This window comes from Psychrobacillus sp. NPDC058041, from assembly GCF_042885655.1.
Taxonomy (GTDB): Bacteria; Bacillota; Bacilli; order Bacillales_A; family Planococcaceae; genus Psychrobacillus.
The window spans coordinates 1-16,612 of sequence record NZ_JBHVRO010000019.1 but is presented as its reverse complement, the minus strand read 5'-3'; the positions used below and the strand labels follow the sequence as shown (position 1 = coordinate 16,612).

General features: G+C 36.0%; 15 protein-coding genes, 1 tRNA gene, 1 rRNA gene, 1 other RNA gene, 1 pseudogene and 1 other annotated feature. Of the genes and pseudogenes, 3 read left to right on the top strand and 16 right to left on the bottom strand.

Going from position 1 to position 16,612, the window contains the following annotated elements; genetic code table 11:
• Positions 1-253: 253 nt before the first annotated feature.
• The 6 genes from ACFVR1_RS19105 to ffs all read right to left on the bottom strand — a co-directional run bounded on the left by ACFVR1_RS19105 (position 254) and on the right by ffs (position 3,898).
• Positions 254-511 (bottom strand): pro-sigmaK processing inhibitor BofA family protein, encoded by a 258-nt coding sequence (locus ACFVR1_RS19105; protein WP_387586272.1) that lies wholly within the window; start codon positions 509-511, stop codon positions 254-256.
• A 63-nt stretch (positions 512-574) separates the two neighbouring features.
• Positions 575-787: a YaaL family protein gene (locus ACFVR1_RS19100; RefSeq protein WP_387586271.1), complete on the bottom strand. Its 213-nt coding sequence runs from the start codon at positions 785-787 to the stop codon at positions 575-577.
• Positions 788-802: 15 nt separating this feature from the next.
• A complete protein-coding gene (recR, locus tag ACFVR1_RS19095; RefSeq protein WP_387586270.1) occupies positions 803-1,399 on the bottom strand; it encodes a recombination mediator RecR in 597 nt (198 codons plus the stop codon).
• Positions 1,400-1,411: 12 nt separating this feature from the next.
• Positions 1,412-1,732 carry a YbaB/EbfC family nucleoid-associated protein gene (locus ACFVR1_RS19090; protein ID WP_387586269.1) on the bottom strand — a complete coding sequence of 107 codons (321 nt, stop codon included), beginning with the start codon at positions 1,730-1,732 and terminating at the stop codon, positions 1,412-1,414.
• Positions 1,733-1,746: 14 nt separating this feature from the next.
• Positions 1,747-3,483 carry a DNA polymerase III subunit gamma/tau gene (gene dnaX, locus ACFVR1_RS19085; RefSeq protein ID WP_387586268.1) on the bottom strand — a complete coding sequence of 579 codons (1,737 nt, stop codon included), beginning with the start codon at positions 3,481-3,483 and terminating at the stop codon, positions 1,747-1,749.
• 147 nt (positions 3,484-3,630) lie between these two features.
• An RNA gene (gene ffs, locus ACFVR1_RS19080) (signal recognition particle sRNA large type) lies at positions 3,631-3,898 on the bottom strand.
• A gap of 196 nt (positions 3,899-4,094) precedes the next feature.
• Here ffs and ACFVR1_RS19075 point away from each other — a divergent pair.
• A tRNA-Ser gene (locus tag ACFVR1_RS19075) sits at positions 4,095-4,187 on the top strand.
• Between the two features lie 164 nt (positions 4,188-4,351).
• Here ACFVR1_RS19075 and ACFVR1_RS19070 read toward each other — a convergent pair.
• From ACFVR1_RS19070 to ACFVR1_RS19060, 3 genes are all read right to left on the bottom strand, one after another.
• Entirely contained in the window at positions 4,352-5,020 is a 669-nt protein-coding gene (locus tag ACFVR1_RS19070; protein WP_387586267.1) for a deoxynucleoside kinase, read from the bottom strand.
• A gap of 2 nt (positions 5,021-5,022) precedes the next feature.
• Positions 5,023-5,655, bottom strand: coding sequence for a deoxynucleoside kinase (locus ACFVR1_RS19065; RefSeq protein ID WP_387586266.1), 633 nt, complete (start codon positions 5,653-5,655; stop codon positions 5,023-5,025).
• Positions 5,656-5,764: 109 nt separating this feature from the next.
• Positions 5,765-6,892: a glycosyl hydrolase family 18 protein gene (locus ACFVR1_RS19060; RefSeq protein WP_387586276.1), complete on the bottom strand. Its 1,128-nt coding sequence runs from the start codon at positions 6,890-6,892 to the stop codon at positions 5,765-5,767.
• A gap of 101 nt (positions 6,893-6,993) precedes the next feature.
• Here ACFVR1_RS19060 and tadA point away from each other — a divergent pair, with 101 nt between their 5' ends.
• The gene (gene tadA, locus ACFVR1_RS19055) at positions 6,994-7,449 is read left to right on the top strand and encodes a tRNA adenosine(34) deaminase TadA (RefSeq protein ID WP_387586275.1); all 456 of its coding nucleotides are present in this window, start codon (positions 6,994-6,996) and stop codon (positions 7,447-7,449) included.
• A gap of 22 nt (positions 7,450-7,471) precedes the next feature.
• Here tadA and serS read toward each other — a convergent pair whose 3' ends face one another.
• From serS to pdxS, 3 genes and pseudogenes are all read right to left on the bottom strand, one after another.
• Positions 7,472-8,746: a serine--tRNA ligase gene (gene serS, locus ACFVR1_RS19050; RefSeq protein ID WP_387586265.1), complete on the bottom strand. Its 1,275-nt coding sequence runs from the start codon at positions 8,744-8,746 to the stop codon at positions 7,472-7,474.
• Between the two features lie 141 nt (positions 8,747-8,887).
• Positions 8,888-9,102, bottom strand: a binding site (T-box leader).
• Between the two features lie 23 nt (positions 9,103-9,125).
• Positions 9,126-9,718: pseudogene (gene pdxT, locus ACFVR1_RS19045) on the bottom strand (pyridoxal 5'-phosphate synthase glutaminase subunit PdxT).
• Position 9,719: 1 nt separating this feature from the next.
• On the bottom strand, positions 9,720-10,604 hold the full coding sequence (gene pdxS / locus ACFVR1_RS19040; RefSeq protein ID WP_387586274.1) for a pyridoxal 5'-phosphate synthase lyase subunit PdxS: 885 nt from the start codon (positions 10,602-10,604) through the stop codon (positions 9,720-9,722).
• Positions 10,605-10,716: 112 nt separating this feature from the next.
• Between pdxS and pdxR the strand changes: the two genes are divergently transcribed.
• The gene (pdxR, locus tag ACFVR1_RS19035) at positions 10,717-12,129 is read left to right on the top strand and encodes a MocR-like pyridoxine biosynthesis transcription factor PdxR (RefSeq protein ID WP_387586273.1); all 1,413 of its coding nucleotides are present in this window, start codon (positions 10,717-10,719) and stop codon (positions 12,127-12,129) included.
• Between the two features lie 29 nt (positions 12,130-12,158).
• Here pdxR and ACFVR1_RS19030 read toward each other — a convergent pair whose 3' ends face one another.
• The 4 genes from ACFVR1_RS19030 to rrf all read right to left on the bottom strand — a co-directional run.
• Complete coding sequence (locus ACFVR1_RS19030; protein ID WP_387586264.1) at positions 12,159-13,493, bottom strand: serine hydrolase; 1,335 nt, start codon at positions 13,491-13,493, stop codon at positions 12,159-12,161.
• Between the two features lie 137 nt (positions 13,494-13,630).
• Complete coding sequence (gene guaB, locus ACFVR1_RS19025; RefSeq protein WP_387586263.1) at positions 13,631-15,097, bottom strand: IMP dehydrogenase; 1,467 nt, start codon at positions 15,095-15,097, stop codon at positions 13,631-13,633.
• A gap of 103 nt (positions 15,098-15,200) precedes the next feature.
• Entirely contained in the window at positions 15,201-15,677 is a 477-nt protein-coding gene (locus ACFVR1_RS19020; protein ID WP_387586262.1) for a glutathione peroxidase, read from the bottom strand.
• Positions 15,678-16,539: 862 nt separating this feature from the next.
• Positions 16,540-16,612: ribosomal RNA gene (gene rrf / locus ACFVR1_RS19580) — 5S ribosomal RNA — on the bottom strand; the annotation flags it as partial.

Here is a 16,612-nt window from a genome sequence, read left to right as displayed (position 1 = left end):
CCTGAGCCAGGATCAAACTCTCCATAATAGAGAACTTAAAAAGCTCATTTTGTTTTGCTGGCATCATCATTAAATGATGTCAAAATTGTTTTGCTCTCAAGCTAACCGAAGTTAGTCTTTTAAGCTATATTTCTTAACGTTTTGCATGTTCAGTTTTCAATGTTCATGTTGTCTGCCGTTTCGTTTACCTCTTGGCGACTTCTACAATATTACTCTCTTATTCTTTATAAGTCAACACTTTTTAAAAAATAAATTAAATTAATATAGAAATAGCTAATACAGAGGCTACACCAGGCACTCCTAATACCGCTACCATCGCACCCGTAAACAAATTAATAGGAACTTGATAACCAAACAATCCTAAAAGTAAATGCACTCCAAACAGTAAAAAAAACGAAAAACCTAAACGAAATAAAAAGAAAGGTAAACTTTCCAATACTTTTGAAAATGATGATCTAAACATAAGAAACAATAGTAGCAATAGCGAGCATACAATGATAACTAACTTCATGAAACATCTCTCCTCCATAAAATCACTATCTCTTAGTATATGAAGCTAGTACCACTATCATTCTTATTTCAAAATGACATTTCGAATTTTTGCCTCTTTATATAAATAGAAATGTATACTCTCTGCAATCTTTCTTTTTGCCACTACATCTAAATCATAGTCATTTAAATAATCTTCTATTAATTGTGTTTGTTGCCAATCTTCTTTTGTAGCTTTTATTAGATTCACAAACTGATCATCAAACTCTTTTTTTATTTTACCTTTTTGGAAAAACATTTTACTACAACTCCCTTACAGCTCTCGGCGACCTTCTAAAGCTTTGGACAAAGTTACTTCGTCCGCATACTCTAAATCTCCACCTACTGGTAAACCATGTGCAATTCTAGTTGTCTTAATACCAGAAGGTTTCAAAAGACGAGATATATACATAGCTGTTGCTTCTCCTTCTATTGTAGGGTTTGTTGCAAGTATTAGCTCTTCCACCTGTGTGTCCTGTAATCTTTTTAAAAGTGAAGGAACATTAATATCTTCTGGTCCTATTCCATCCATTGGAGAAATGGCTCCGTGAAGAACATGATACAATCCATTGTAATCTCTCATTTTCTCCATAGCTATTACATCTTTCGTATCTTGGACTACACAAATCATTGATAAATCACGTTGTTGATCTTGACATATATGACACGGATCAATATCAGTAATATGACCACAAACAGAGCAATAACTTAAGTTTCTTTTTGCGTCTACTAACGCTTTCGCAAAGTCTAAAACAGTATCTTCTTTCATTGTTAATACAAAAAATGCCAGTCGAGCCGCAGTTTTGGGCCCGATTCCTGGCAATTTCATAAAACTATCTATTAGTTTCGATATTGGTTCAGGATAGTGCATGTTTTATTCCTCCTAGAACATGCCAGGGAGGTTCAATCCTTTCGTGAATTGACCCATCGTGGAGTTCGTCGTTTCTTCTGCTTTTTTAATCGCTTCGTTTGTAGCAATTACAATTAAATCTTGAAGCATTTCTATATCTTCTGGATCTACTACTGCTGAGTCTAGCTCTACTTCCAATACTTCTTTATGTCCAGAAACAACAACCTTTACCATTCCACCGCCTGCAACTGCTTCAAAGCGTTGATTACCTAGTTCTTCTTGGGCCTCCGCCATTTTCTTTTGCATTTTTTGCATTTGCTTCATCATACCTTGCATATTTCCCATTCCACGCATAATTAATTTCCTCCTTAGTCGTCATGTACTTCTACAAATTCTTTTCCAAATAACTTTTCTGCTTCTACAATTAATGGATCTTCTGATATTTCTTCCATATCATGTAAAAGCTCCATTGCCATACTAGGCTTAGATTCATCATTTTCTGTATGACTTTGTTTTAAGCCATTTTGTTTGATAAATTCTTCTCTTATTTTCAACCAACTCTCCTCTGGTACATACACTACTTCGTATACAGTTCCAGTTAGATTTGTAATGAGTTGAGGAAAAGAGGTAGAAAAGGTTTTATTCTCTAAAGCCATTTGACAATGAATATCATATTTAAATTTTAACACAAATGCACTTGATGATGCTGCAACTGGTTCAGCATCATTTAAAAGTGCTGCATGTGATACTTGAAGCTGTTGTAAAATACTAGCCCATTGAGATTTAATTGTTTGAATGTCTGTTTTTGTTGCAGTTTTTAATATTTCATGTATGCGACCACTTGATACTTTGACCCCAGATGTTGATCTCTGACGTTGTTTTTTTGGTTGTTCCTGTACCGCATTTGCTTGAGGTATAATCCCTTGGCTAATTTGTTGTTGCAGTTGTTGTAACTGATTTTCAAGTGATTTTACTTTCTGTTCGAGCTCTGTGCTACTTTCACTAGATAAGGATGCTTCTCTAGGAACTTGTGCTAATCGAATAATAGCTGTTTCTAGATAAACCTTTGCATGATTAGAAAACCGCATTTCTTGTTGCGTATTCGTCAAAATAGAGATGCTTTTATACAATGTATCTATTGGAAACTTAGAAGCTAAATCTAGAAAGGTAACGTCTCCAGTAGCTATTTCCAAAAGCTCTGTTTGTTCGGGTGCAACAATTAACACAAGTAAATCTCTGTAAAATGTAATGAAGTCTTCCGTTAAACGAACAGGATCTTTCCCATCATCTACTAGTTGTTCGACACAGCTTAAAGCTTTCGCTATATCCTTTTCAATTAATGCCGTCGCTAACTGAAAAAAGACATCTTGACCAATGGAGCCTGTTACAAGTAATGCATCCTCTAGTGTCATCTTCTCTCCACTAAACGATACTACTTGATCGAGCATACTTAGGGCATCACGCATCCCTCCTGCAGCTGCTTGGGCTATGATTTTTAATACATGTTCATCATATTCAATATTAGCATCATTTAATACTTCTTTCATTCTAGCAACGATGTCGGTGGAAGTAATTCTTTTGAAATCAAATCGTTGACATCTAGAGATAATTGTTAAGGGAATCTTATGTGGTTCAGTTGTTGCCAAAATAAACACAACATGCGCTGGCGGTTCTTCTAATGTTTTTAGCAACGCATTAAAAGCACTTGTAGAAAGCATATGCACTTCATCTATAATATACACTTTGTAACGAGCATTTGAAGGCGCAAAACGAACTTTTTCAATAATATCTCGCATTTCTTCCACGCGAGAATTAGAAGCTGCATCAAATTCAATCACATCTGTGTTGGAACCATCCGCAATACTTTTACATGTTACACAAATATTACATGGTTCTTTAGTTGGCCCGTTTTCACAGTTCAACGCTTTTGCAAAAATCTTAGCTGCACTTGTTTTCCCTGTTCCACGTGGACCTGAAAATAAATACGCATGTGTAGTTTTATTGTAAAGGAGGGCATTTTGAAGTGTTTGTTTAATATGGGATTGCCCGGACATCTCTGCAAACGACTGAGGTCGATAAGCGCGGTAGAAAGCTTGATACGACAACAAGTTCCCCTCCTTCTCATTTTAAGTTAAATAGTAAATTTATTATACCATAAAGAAGCAATCACTTCGCTTATTAATGCATAGGTTTAATATAAAAAAAACTCATTCGTCTATTAGACAAATGAGTGGATATTTTTAAAATTATTGCCGTGCACCTTCCTTCGCTTGAAACACATAAGCGGCACCCTTGTCGTTAACTCGGTTTAGGCTACCCCGCGGCACATGAGAAAGCACCACTTAATGCTGCTTCCTTCCGGACCTGACATGGTTCATGGGCACTCATTGCGCAGGACCCAAACGTCAACATCACGTGCAAATACCAGACCCTACATGTATTCAACCTCAGAGAAGGAGTTCAGTCTCGCTAGAGCGGATTGCGAGTTACAAGACACCGCTACCTTCCCACCTAGCACGGCATAATTAGTATACGCATTTTTTTTAAAAAAATCAATGAATAAGAGAATATAAGTTTTAAATAATTGCTATGTTCATCACTAACTATTGATATAACTACATTTATTTTAGCAATCACTTTGTTTTATTTTTTTTAAAAAATTCTTCAAATGTATTGACTTTGATTTTTATCCGTGATAAATTAATTCATGTACTTCGGAGGAATACCCAAGTCTGGCTGAAGGGATCGGTCTTGAAAACCGACAGGCGGGTCATACCGCGCGGGGGTTCGAATCCCTCTTCCTCCTCCATTTTTTAAATACACACACGCATAAATTTGAGATTGAATTCGTTGCATTGGTAACGAATTTTTCTTAAACTACCGTGTTCAGAATATTACGAAGGTGACTTTAATAGTTACGTTCTTTTTTTATGAAATAAAACCCTCTTGCGTATAGTTGCAAGAGGGTTTTAATTATTTTCTTAATGCTTCTGTTTGTTCCATAAAGTGTCCAATTCTCCCAATGATTGCTTCTACACTTTCTGGGTTTTGAACGATATCATAGTCGTTAATATTCAAACGAAGTACAGGACATCCATTAAACGAATCAATCCATCTTTCATATCTTCCATGCATTTCTTCCCAATAGGATATTGGTGTTTGCTGCTCCATAGGACGTCCTCTATCATGAATTCGATCAATAATATCATCTAAAGACCCCTCAAGATAAATTAACAGATTTGGATGCGGAAAATACGGAGTCATAACCATTGCCTCAAACAAACTAGTATAGGTTTCATGGTCTACTGGATCCATCGTTCCCTTCTCTTTATGCATTTGGGCAAATATTCCTGTATCCTCATAAATGGATCGATCTTGAATAAATCCACCGCCATATTCAAACATTCTCTTTTGCTCTTTAAAGCGTTCTGCTAAAAAGTAAATTTGTAAATGAAAGCTCCATTTCGAAAAGTCTTCATAAAAACGATCTAAATATGGATTTGAATCAACTTTTTCAAAAGATGTTTTAAAGTGTAATGCATCAGCAAGAGCTTTTGTCATTGTAGATTTGCCTACTCCAACTGTTCCAGCAATTGTTATAACCGCATTAGGAGGAATGCCGTACTTCTCTCTCATATTCATGTTTAAAAACTCCTTCTATGTAATGTTGCATCTATTTTTTCTAAAATTAGTTGTAAGTCTTGTCCATTATTAACAAAGTCAATTTCATCTCCGTTAAACCGAAGAACAGGCACTTCTGGATGTTTTTTTTCAAAGTCATCGATAAATATACGGTAATCTTCTCTAAGCTGCTTCATATAATCTGTACTTATTTTCTTTTCAAAATCTCTTCCCCGCATATCAATACGATTAAAAAGAACATCTAAGCTAGCATCTAAATAGATAACCATGTTTGGAACAGGCATATCATTCGTTAAAATTTTATAGATTGCTTCATACTTTTCATACTCTACTTCTTTTAACGAACGTTTAGCAAAAATTAAATTTTTAAATATATGATAGTCTGCTGTTACTGCTTTTGTTTTTGACAGGTAGTTTTTTTGGATATCACTTAATTGTTTATAACGATTGCAAAGAAAAAACATTTCCGTTTGGAAACTCCATTCTGCAATATCGTCATAGAATTTATCTAAAAAAGGATTTTCATCCACGATCTCTTTTAATAATTCAAATTGATAGTTAGAAGCAATTGCTTTGGCTAATGAGGTTTTCCCTACCCCTATTGGGCCTTCTACTGTTATAAATGGAATGGACATAAATTTTTAACCTCGCTCTAATATTTCAAGTCGTGCCTTTTATTTTATCATAGTGAGAAAACGAAAAACAGAGCAAATCAACCTTTCTATACGAAAGGCAAATTTGCTCCTATTTTTTCTTCACGCGGAACATTTCATTTAATAGATACCAATTTTGTGGAAAGTCAAAACCACTATGCCAATAGGAGATTCCTAGAAGTTTTAGTTCTTTCAATAATTTAAATTTTGCTTGAATAGAGCGAGCATCCTCAAACCATACCTCATGCTCTTTTCCATCCTTCCAATAATGAAAGAAAGGAGCTTGAGCAATTTGATCGTACTCTATTGCTACATTTCGTTCCTTTGCTATTTTGAGAGCTTGCTGAGGACTTACTGCTTTAGCAAATGGATTTCCGGGTTTATAAGGAAGCGTCCAGTCATATCCGTATAAATTTTGTCCCATCATAATTTTCTTAGATTCTATTTCTGTTTTTGCATATTCGAGCACCTTTCGAACTGGACCTATTGGAGAAACAGCCATTGGTGGTCCTCCACTATACCCCCACTCATAAGTCATTATTACAACAAAGTCTACTACTTCACCAATTGCCTTATAATCGATCGCTTCATACCATTTTCCTTTTAGATTAGCACCCGTTTTTGGTGCAAGACTAGAGGAAATCATAAATCCTTTAGCAAATTCTTTTAATCCCTTTAAAAAAGCTACATAGTTTTCTCGGTCCTCTTTAGCAATATATTCAAAGTCAGTATGAATATGTGTTGTTCCTCTAGCATTAGCTTGAGCCACCGCTTGCTTATATACATTTTGTTTCACCTGTTCATCCGTAAAAATAGTATGGGCTAGTGTATCACTAAATGCTCCATTTTCAATATTTGTTATCACAATTGCGGTCTCAACTTGATGCTTCTTTGCTACATCAGATAATTTACCCCAATTCATCGCTGTCAATGATCCATCTCGTAAAACTTCATAAGCGAAAGGCATCAAATACGTTAACCCAGGTGCAGCTTTTTCAACTTGGTCAATTACATGCTGGGATGGGATTTCCGTATACCACTCTACATATAAATTTGTGTCAATAATTGGTCTATCTGGACTAGGAGTAGAAGGTAAAACTAGTGCTTGCCCTATGACTAACACATCGGGGTCTGGTAGTTCATTGATAGAGGCAATTGTTGCCGCGTTTGTACCGAAATGCTTTGCTATGGAGTATAAGCTATCTCCACTTTTCACCACATAAATCAATCGATCACTCCTTCAAAATACAATATGCAAGAGGTAAATAAAACATGCTACACTTAAGGTAAAGGGGTTGATTCTAATTGGATGAACACTATATGAATATTGCGTTAGAAGAAGCTAAAAAAGCTGCACATCTTGGAGAAGTACCAATTGGAGCAGTTATTGTATATAAAAACGAAATTATTGCAAAGGCTTTTAACTTAAGAGAAACTACACAAAATGCCACTACACATGCAGAGCTACTAGCCATTCAAGAAGCTTGTAAGAAGATTGGCAGTTGGAGATTAGAGGAAACCACTTTATACGTCACCTTAGAACCTTGTCCAATGTGTGCAGGTGCTATTTTGCAATCCCGTATCCCCCGGGTTGTATACGGGGCAAGAGATGTAAAAGCTGGATGTGTAGATTCGCTTTATCATCTTTTAAACGACAGTAGATTTAATCATATGTGTGAAGTATCAGAAGGTATTTTAGCAGAAGAATGCGGGAATCTTCTTACTCAATTTTTTCGCAATCTACGAGCACAAAAAAAGAACAAGAAACACCTCTAAATAGTGTTTCTTGTTCTCCCTATTATTTTATAACTGTTTTTCCACCCATGTAAGGAACTAATACTTTTGGAACTACTACTGTACCATCTGCTTGTTGATAGTTTTCTAATATAGCTGCAACAGTACGACCAAGCGCAAGTCCACTTCCGTTTAAAGTGTGTACATATTCCGGTTTTGCTCCAGTTTCTCTTCTAAAGCGAATACCTGCACGTCGAGCTTGGAAATCTTCAAAATTACTGCAAGAAGAAATTTCTTTGTACTCGCCGTAGCTTGGTAACCAAACTTCCAGATCATATTTTTTGGCAGCAGTAAAACCTAAATCTGCTGTACACATATTAAGTACACGATATGGAAGACCTAATAATTGTAAAACTTTTTCTGCATGACCCGTTAGAAGCTCTAACTGCTCATATGACTCTTCTGGTTTCACAAAACGAACTAGTTCTACCTTATTGAATTGATGTTGACGGATTAGTCCTCGCGTATCGCGACCTGCTGAACCTGCTTCAGAACGGAAGCAAGCACTAAATGCCGCAAATGCTTGTGGAAGTTGTTCTCCACCTAAAATTTCATCACGATAATAGTTTGTTACAGGTACTTCTGAGGTAGGGATTAAAAAATAATCCTCTTCATTTACTAAAAATGCGTCTTCCTCAAACTTTGGAAGTTGCCCAGTCCCTGTTAAGCTCGTACGATTAGCTAAATAAGGTGGAAGCATTTCCGCATATCCATGCTCTTCTGAATGTAAATCCATCATGAAATTTATTAAAGCACGTTCAAGTCTCGCACCTAAACCTAAATAAAATGCAAAGCGACTTCCTGTAACTTTCGCTGCTCGCTCAAAATCAACTATTTTTAAATCTGTTGCAATGTCCCAATGAGCTTTTGCTTCGAATTCAAAAGAAGGAACTTCTCCCCATTTACGAATTTCCACATTATCATCTTCAGAATCACCAATAGGAACGCTGTCGTGTGGAATATTCGGAATACGCATCATCATATATTCAAATTTTCCCTCAACATCTCTTAATTCATCATCTAATTTTTTTATTTCATCGCCAACTTCACGCATACGAGCAATTAGTTCATCCGCGTTTTCTTTATTTCTTTTCATTTCTGATATTTTTTGTGAAAACTCATTTCTTTCTGCTTTTAATACTTCTGTTTTTGCAATCAGTTCTCTTCGTTTTTGATCTAATGGCAAGAATTGATCAAATTCTGAAATCTCTTCTCCTCGTTTAGCAAGTTTGGCTTTTACTTCTTCATAATGATCTCTTACAAACTTCACATCTAACATGTAATTTCCTCCTCAATTTTAATTAAATTTGCCTTGGCATAAAATCTGTGACATCCGCCAGAGATTTTAACCACATTCAATAAGCGTATTTATATACATTGCTTATACAGTTAAAAACGACAAAAAAGCCCTCATCCCTATAAAAGGGACGAGAGCTACCCGCGTTACCACCCTGATTGATCCAGCAAAACACCAAATCCACTTGTTCAATAACGGCATTTCAACCGGCTACGACTTACTAAAAGTTCAGTCGAGCAACTCAAAGGATGGATTCGCAAGTGTTTATATCAGCTTACACCAACCGCTGACTCTCTATAAAAAACGTGCTTGCTACTACTTCCTATCATCGTTTTTAAATCATGAAATTACTCATACTTTACTATAGGTTTACTTTTTTTGCAAGCGTTTCCTTTACCATTTCAGTAAAATATGCAGTAATTCGATAATCCTCGGTCAGTTCTGGATGAAAGGAACAACCAAGTATGTTGTCTTTTTTCACCATTACGATTCTCCCTTCAAAAGTAGCAATTATTTCTACACCATCCGCTATTTCCACAATATGAGGTGCACGTATAAATACTGCTGGAAAATCTGCTGCTTATCTTTAATGTTTAGTTTAGTTTCAAAGCTGTCTACTTGTCGACCAAAAGAGTTACGCTTTACTGTCACATCAAGTGCCCCAATATGTGACAAATTATATCCTACAATATGTTTAGCAAGTAAAATTAACCCCGCACAAGTGCCAAACATTGGTTTTCCTGCAGCTGCAAATTGTTGAAGAGGTAGGAGCATATCAAACCGATCAATTAGTTTACACATCGTTGTGCTTTCTCCACCTGGAAGAATTAATCCATCTATTAAAGCTAAATCGCTCGAACTTTTTACAGTAATAGCTTCCGCACCACATGCTTGTATTGAACGAACATGCTCTCGAACCGCTCCTTGAAGCGCTAAAACTCCTATTTTAACCATTTTACCACCCTCTATCTTGCATACGTTCTTGTGCAGATAAACGAGAAATTTCAATTCCCTTCATCGGAATTCCTAAGTCTTTTGAAATTTCTACAAGCAATTTATAGTCTTGGTAATGTGTAGTTGCTTCTACAATAGCCCGAGCAAATTTCTCTGGATTTTCTGATTTGAATATTCCTGAACCAACAAATACTCCATCCGCTCCAAGTTCCATCATTAAAGCGGCATCCGCAGGAGTTGCTACACCACCTGCAGCAAAGTTTACAACCGGTAATTTACCATTATGTTTAATTTGTAATAGAACATCATAAGGTGCTCCTATGATTTTTGCTTCCGTCATTAACTCATCCTCGTTCATATGAACGATTTTTCGAACATGTGCATTTACTTTACGCAAATGACGGACCGCTTCTACGATATTTCCTGTTCCTGGTTCTCCCTTTGTTCGAAGCATAGAAGCTCCTTCTCCAATACGACGAGCAGCTTCTCCTAAATCCTTACATCCACAAACAAAAGGAACTGTAAATTCACTTTTTCGTAAGTGAAATTCTTCATCTGCAGGAGTTAACACTTCCGATTCATCAATATAGTCAATTCCCATTGCTTCTAAAATACGTGCTTCTGTAATATGCCCAATACGTGCTTTGGCCATTACTGGAATAGTTACTGCCCCCATTACCTCTTCCATAATTCGTGGATCTGCCATACGAGCAACCCCACCCGCTGCACGAATATCTGATGGTACACGTTCTAATGCCATCACTGCTACTGCCCCTGCTGCTTCTGCAATTCTTGCTTGCTCTGCATTAATAACGTCCATAATAACGCCACCTTTTTGCATTTCAGCCATTCCTCGTTTTACTCGATCTGTCCCAGTTAAGTTTATCGTCATTATTATTTCCCTCCATATTTCTTTATGAATGTAGTATAATAAAAAAAGTGACCATTTTAAAAGTGTCAAAACTTAATTAAACGAAGGGGTCAGATTGACAATGAAAATGGACTATCTTATGTTTCAACTAGAAAAAGATACTCATACACCTTTATACGAACAACTTTACAATGAGATTAAAGGAGCAATAATAGACGGAACAATCAAAGAAGGAGCTAAACTTCCTTCAAAAAAAAAGTTGGCAGAGTACTTGGCAATTAGTCAAACAACCATTGAATTTGCCTATAGTCAGCTAGTCGCAGAAGGTTTTATTTCTTCCGAAGCAAGGAAAGGCTTTTATGTACAAAACTTAGAAGAATTAGCGCTTATAGAAAAAGAATCTCCTGTTATCGTTATGGAGGAGAAGGAAATGGATACGATTTCTATCGATTTTTCTCCTGGTAAAATTGATACTGAATCATTTCCTTTTTCCGTATGGAGAAAATATTCCAAAGAAATAATTAATGATGTGAACAAAGACTTTCTTCAACTTGGACACCCTCAAGGTGATTATGTATTAAGACAACAAATCTCCTCTTATTTATACCAATCACGTGGTGTAAAGTGTACACCCGAACAAATTATACTTGGATCTGGAACAGAGCAATTAATGCCGTTAATCATTCGTTTACTTGGCAAAGAAGCTATATATGGAATTGAAAACCCTGGGTATCCACTTACTCATCATTTATTTCTAGACGATAAACAAAAATCAATTCCAATTCCTGTAGATTCAGAAGGTGCTGTCGTGTCAAAATTGGATGATACAAACGCTACAGTCATGTATGTCACACCTTCCCATCAGTTTCCTACGGGGGCTGTTCTTTCTGCCACTCGGCGAAGTCAGCTTTTATCTTGGGCTTATCAGCAAGATAATCGATATATTATAGAAGACGATTACGATAGTGAGTTTAGATACACAGGTAGACCAATCCCTTCTTTACAAGGAATTGATCAAAATCAACGAGTCATCTATTTAAGTACGTTTTCTAAATCATTAATGCCCTCTTTACGAATTGCATATGCCGTTTTACCTGAATCTCTAATCATGCAATACAAGCAAAAGTTTTCCTACTATGCCGCTACTGTTCCACGTATGGATCAGCAAATATTAACCAAATTCATGGATTCAGGTCATTTTGCAAAGCATTTAAATAAAATGAGAAAAATTTATAAAAGAAAGTTAGAAATTGTAACAAAAACTATAGCTAACTTTAATCCAATTGTTACTATCTCCGGTGAACAATCCGGGATGCATATTTTATTAACAATCCGTACTTGTAAAAGAGAAGAAGAGTTGATAGCACTTGCTAGACAAACCGGAATTAGAGTATATGGTCTTCGAGAGTATATAACTGGTGATTTGGAAAATGATTCTGACCCTCAAATAGTTCTAGGTTTTGGGGGGATAGATACTAACGATATCCCATCATCCATAAACGCATTAATAAACGCATGGGAAATAAGAAAAACACCGTAACCTCATTAAGAGATTACGGTGTTTTCATTTTAAAATAGACCGCCAATAAAATCAGTTGTACTATGCCATAAATTGCCGAAGAATTTCCCAATTCCCTTAAACATTAAACTAATCCAACTAGCTCGATCCACATCTTCTGTTGTCACCACATTTACTTCTGTTGCTTTATCAGTAACATAACCATAGTCTGTTCCCTCTGTCTTTTCGAGATGAACTGTACCAACTACAGTACCTTTTTTAACTTCCGCCTCTAAAGATTTTTCTTTAGGAGTGAAAATTGGCTTGTACAGATCTTTTTCACTTGTTTTAATAACCATTGAAATTGGATCTTTAACAGCAATTTTAACTGAATCTTGTTTTCCTTTTTCAACTGGAAGTGTTTCATTATCAGGGATTTTATATCCTGCTGGTATTATTTCTGTTTTAGAAAATTGTGCAAAGCCATAGTCAAATAATGCTCTTGCTGCATCAAATCGAGCTTTATAAGAACCAACTCCATTTGCATCTACAGCCTTCATCACAACCGCAATAACACGCATTCCATTTCTTGTAGCAGTTCCCGTAAAACAATGTCCTGCAAATTCTGTTGTACCTGTCTTTAATCCATCTACACCTTCATATTGGTATACTAGCCCTGGTAACATCCAATTCCAGTTACTCATCTCGATTGCATCTGATGTCCCTTCACGAAACGTTTTTTTAGCTATCTTCGTTGTTTCTAATACTTCGGGATAATCCTTCATTAATCTGTAAGCAAGTGTAGCTACTGATTTAGCTGGCATAACATTTTCATCGTTAGCGCCTGAATTAGCTGGATACATACCTTGTAAATCTGCATTATTCAAACCTGTACTATTGACAAACTTATATCCTTTTAAACCCATTTCTTCTGCTTTTTTATTCATTAACTTCACAAAATTTTCTTCCGTGCCAGCAATTGTTTCTCCTATTGCTATTGTTGCAGCATTTGCGGAGTATATTGCCATTGCTTCATAAAGTTCACGAATTGAATAGCTACCATCTTGACGAAGTGGTACATTACTTAATCGTCGATCTTGAGAAATTCTGTATGTATAATCCGTAACCGAATACTGTTGATCCCAAGATATCTTTCCTTCTTTAATCGCTTCAAATAATAAATACTCCGTCATCATTTTAGTCATACTTGCAATTCCTAATGGTGCTTCAGCATTCTTCTCATATAAAATTTTACCTGTATCAGCGTCAACTAATATCGCAGCATCTACATTTAAATTCAAACTTTCCTCAGCTTTTGTAACAGTCGGTATTCCACATACAACCGAAACAAGAAACATAGGAAGTACTAGCCATTTAATCATTGATGTCATCCAAACTTTCTTCACTACTGTACCCCCACTATAAGTTTATTCAATGCCCATTTTAACACACTTTGTTACACCTTAGCACTATCGACAAAAAAAGCACCCATTTTGCCTATATAAAGACGTTTAATGGGTGCAAAAAGTTCATAATATGTTACTTATGATATGGAGTAGTTAGGTGCTTCTTTCGTAATTTGCACATCATGTGGATGACTTTCTCTTAAACCTGCACCCGTCATTCGAATGAATTGAGCATTTTCACGTAAGTCCTGTAAATCTTTTGTTCCACAATACCCCATACCAGCGCGAACTCCACCAAGTAGTTGGTGAACGGTATCTGCAAGTGGACCTTTGTATGGAAGACGACCTTCAATTCCTTCTGGTACTAACTTTTTCGCTTCTTCCTGGAAATAACGATCTTTCGAACCTTTTTCCATAGCTGCAATTGACCCCATACCACGGTAAGTCTTAAAGCGTCTACCTTGGAAGATTTCTGTTTCTCCAGGACTTTCGGTCGTACCTGCTAGTAAGCTTCCTAGCATTACAACATGTCCACCTGCAGCAAGAGCTTTAATAATATCACCAGAGTACTTAATTCCACCATCTGCAATTATTGTTTTTCCAACTTTACGAGCTTCAGTTGCACAATCGTATACAGCAGTAATCTGTGGAACACCAACACCAGCTACAACTCGAGTCGTACAGATAGATCCTGGACCAATACCTACTTTTACAACATCTGCCCCTGCTTCAAATAAAGCTCGTGTTGCTTCACCAGTTGCTACATTTCCAGCTATAATGTCTAAATCAGGATATGCTTCACGAATACTCTTAACAGTGTCCATAACACCTTGTGAATGCCCATGTGCCGTGTCGATTACAATAACATCTACATGTGCTTGAACAAGCTTTTCAATACGGTGCATTGTATCTTTTGTAACTCCGACAGCAGCACCAACTAATAATCGTCCATGTTGGTCTTTTGCTGCATTAGGAAATTCAATAACTTTTTCAATATCTTTAATTGTAATTAAACCTTTAAGAACTCCATCTTCATCTACAATTGGTAATTTTTCAATTTTATATTGTTGCAAAATTTTCTCTGCATCTTCTAAAGTAGTACCAACTGCAGCAGTTACTAACTTTTCTTTCGTCATTACTTCATCAATTATTAAAGAATAATCTTGAATGAAACGTAAATCCCGATTTGTAATAATTCCAACTAACTTTTGTTCTTCTTCATTATTTACAATTGGGACACCAGAAATTCTGTATTTTCCCATTAAGTGTTCTGCATCATATACTTGATGAGTTGGAGTTAAGAAAAAAGGATCTGTAATAACACCATTCTCAGAACGTTTAACCGTTTCTACTTGTTCAGCTTGTTCTTCAATACTCATGTTTTTATGAATAATACCAAGACCACCTTGACGAGCCATTGCAATTGCCATTTTTGCTTCGGTAACGGTATCCATACCAGCACTAATCATTGGTATGTTCAATTTGATTTTTGGGGTTAATTGAACAGACAAATTTACGTCTTTTGGTAGCACTTCCGACTGTGCTGGAACTAGTAAAACATCATCAAACGTTAAACCTTCTTTTTGAAATTTAGACTCCCACATTTTCCTAATTTCCTCCTCTATAAGTGAATATTATTGTAAGGTTATCAGCGCCACGGTACACTGTCAAGAACTAGAAAATAAAACAAGTATTCAAACTTTTCTATTAAAGTAGTTTTTTAAGAACTTCTTCGATCTTTAAAGGAGAAGTCTGAGGAGCATATCTGTCTACCACTTTTCCTTCTTTATTGATAAGAAACTTTGTAAAGTTCCATTTAATTGAATCCGATAAAAATCCTTTTTTCTCAGATACTAAATATTGAAACAGTGGATGCGCATTTTTTCCTTTAACATCTATTCTTTGAAACATAGGGAAAGTTACTCCATGATTTAATTGGCAGTATTCCAATGTACTTTCCATATCATCGAATTCTTGGTTATTAAATTGGTTACAAGGAAATCCAAGTATAATTAGACCTTCTTCCTTATAGGTTTCGTACAATTTTTGTAGTTCAGAAAACTGTGGCGTGAAACCGCAATGACTAGCAGTATTAACAATAATCATTGTCTGTCCTTTGTATTTATGTAAAGAAATTTCTTCTCCTTTATTGTTCTTAACAGTAAAATCGTAAATTGTCATCATTTTTTTCTCCCTTTTTATTTATTCTTATTTCTTTCTCTTAATAAAACAGAACCATGTATGATAAAAACAGATTAGAATACGTTGTTTCTGCTTATTAATGTAGAACTTTATAAATAACGATTGCTACAATAACCCTCAAAAAAATAGCCAGCCAAAAGAATAAGGTTTAGAAATATTTCTCTCAGCATACATTGAATTAATGTTCACTACAACTTTAAATGACCAAAGAGTGGCTCTCATGATAATAAATTTTTTCAATGTAAGGAATTTGCTTAATCATAAAGCAATCCATTGTTCGAAATACACTGGAATTATTATCCACAATAATTTATATAATGGCACTTCGAGACTATTTATGTTATAAACGAGACTAATTCACACGTATCCGAGACCAGTTGACTCAAAAGCAAGACCAATTTTATAGTAAGCGAGATTAAATTTCACAAATAATGAGTTGTCTCTACTTTCAATCTATAAAGAATTTCGAAAACAAATTATCATATATGGGTAAATATGTGATGAAACATTTTTTTAGAATTGTAAGTATTAAAACCGCTACCAATTCTCGGTAACGACTTTTTATAGTGCTTAGCGACATCACCCTACTCTCAGGGGAAACACCAACTACCATCGGTAAGCGAGCCTCACTTCTGTGTACTTGCTACAAAAGCAGATGAACGGCAGATCTCTTTGTCAACAGAGTCGTTCGATTCTCGCGTATATTTATGCTACGAGTCTCTCCCTTTGCTTTCTCGAACTCTTTGCTCCTACACTTTCTCGAAATTCGCTTCACGTTTCCTTCGGCAACCATATTAATAGAAAAAAAGCCGCCACCGATTTCTCGGTAACGACTTTTTATAGTGCCTAGCGACGTCCTACTCTCACAGGGGGAAACCCCCAACTACCATCGGCGATGAAGAGCTTAACTTCCGTGT

Excerpts from the sequence above, each read along its gene's own strand:
- ACFVR1_RS19105 (WP_387586272.1), bottom strand. The coding sequence starts at position 511 with ATGAAGTTAGTTATCATTGTATGCTCGCTATTGCTACTATTGTTTCTT.
- ACFVR1_RS19100 (WP_387586271.1), bottom strand. The coding sequence starts at position 787 with ATGTTTTTCCAAAAAGGTAAAATAAAAAAAGAGTTTGATGATCAGTTT.
- recR (WP_387586270.1), bottom strand. The coding sequence starts at position 1,399 with ATGCACTATCCTGAACCAATATCGAAACTAATAGATAGTTTTATGAAA.
- ACFVR1_RS19090 (WP_387586269.1), bottom strand. The coding sequence starts at position 1,732 with ATGCGTGGAATGGGAAATATGCAAGGTATGATGAAGCAAATGCAAAAA.
- ACFVR1_RS19070 (WP_387586267.1), bottom strand. The coding sequence starts at position 5,020 with ATGAATATGAGAGAGAAGTACGGCATTCCTCCTAATGCGGTTATAACA.
- ACFVR1_RS19065 (WP_387586266.1), bottom strand. The coding sequence starts at position 5,655 with ATGTCCATTCCATTTATAACAGTAGAAGGCCCAATAGGGGTAGGGAAA.
- tadA (WP_387586275.1), top strand. The coding sequence starts at position 6,994 with ATGAATATTGCGTTAGAAGAAGCTAAAAAAGCTGCACATCTTGGAGAA.
- serS (WP_387586265.1), bottom strand. The coding sequence starts at position 8,746 with ATGTTAGATGTGAAGTTTGTAAGAGATCATTATGAAGAAGTAAAAGCC.
- pdxR (WP_387586273.1), top strand. The coding sequence starts at position 10,717 with ATGGACTATCTTATGTTTCAACTAGAAAAAGATACTCATACACCTTTA.
- guaB (WP_387586263.1), bottom strand. The coding sequence starts at position 15,097 with ATGTGGGAGTCTAAATTTCAAAAAGAAGGTTTAACGTTTGATGATGTT.
- ACFVR1_RS19020 (WP_387586262.1), bottom strand. The coding sequence starts at position 15,677 with ATGATGACAATTTACGATTTTACTGTTAAGAACAATAAAGGAGAAGAA.